General features: G+C 63.5%; 1 protein-coding gene and 1 pseudogene. One reads left to right on the top strand and one right to left on the bottom strand.

Going from position 1 to position 977, the window contains the following annotated elements; translation table 11 throughout:
- Positions 1 to 175: enoyl-CoA hydratase/isomerase family protein (locus MAXJ12_RS36785; protein ID WP_008836739.1), on the bottom strand; the 175-nt coding region annotated here is incomplete at its 3' end.
- A gap of 323 nt (positions 176 to 498) precedes the next feature.
- Between MAXJ12_RS36785 and MAXJ12_RS14930 the strand changes: the two are divergent.
- Positions 499 to 977 (top strand): annotated as a pseudogene (locus MAXJ12_RS14930) (porphobilinogen synthase); the annotation flags it as partial.

Genomic DNA, 977 nt, shown 5'->3' with positions numbered 1-977 from the left:
CCTTGATCCCCCCCCCCGCCACGCCTGGATCGGCTTCCCACGCCGCAAGCGCCGCGCTCAACGCCCGGACCATGCGGTGGGTGACGGCGTTCAGCGCCTTCGGGCGGGTCAGCGTGACGATGCCGGCCTTGCCGCTCCGCTCGAAACGGATCTCATCGCCGCCGCCAAAATCCATCGTTGCAAAAGTCCTTTGCGAGCCTGGTCGGGGTTCAGTGCTAAAGGAGGGCGGACCGATGCGTCAATGGCAGTTTGGAGGGGAGGGGTATGCTTGATATCTTGCGCATTGCCTGGATGATTGTCTGGGGCGTCCTTTAGTCCCTGGCAGGCCCTGCCTCAGCGCAAAATCTCGACGCGCTCTATCAAGCAAGAGCTGTCGTGACCGGCCAGAGCGAAGGAAACCGCGTTCCGGGCAACGGCGCCGCGATAGCGGCTGGCACAAGCTGCCGCATTGGTGATGAACGCCTGGCCATGCTAGAAACCGGCATCCGGAGATCACTGATGAACAGATTCACCCCCGCAAGGCCCGCCGGCAGCCGCTCGGTCGACGAAATCACCGGCAGCCGCCGCCTGCGCCGCATGCGCAAGGCCGACTGGTCGCGCAGGCTGGTCCAGGAAAACCGGCTGACGGTGGACGATCTGATCTGGCCGATCTTCGTCATAGAAGGCGAAAACCGCCGGGAAGAAATCCCCGCGATGCCGGGTGTTTACCGCCTGACGCTCGACCTTGCCGTGAAGGAAGCCGAGCGCGCGGCGAAGCTCGGCATCCCGGCGATCGCCACCTTCCCGAACATCGAAATCGACCGGCGCGACCAGACCGGCTCGCACATTCTCGACCCGGAAAACGTTATTAACCGCGCCACAAGGGCCATCAAGGCCGCCGTTCCAGAAATCGGCATCATCACAGACGCCGCGCTCGACCCTTTTACCAGTCACGGCCATGACGGCATTTTGCGCGACGGCGTCATCGTCAATGACGA

Source organism: Mesorhizobium alhagi CCNWXJ12-2, assembly GCF_000236565.1.
Classification (GTDB): Bacteria; Pseudomonadota; Alphaproteobacteria; order Rhizobiales; family Rhizobiaceae; genus Allomesorhizobium; species Allomesorhizobium alhagi.
The sequence above is the reverse complement of the archived record's forward strand: the minus strand, read 5'-3'. Positions and strand labels throughout refer to the sequence as shown.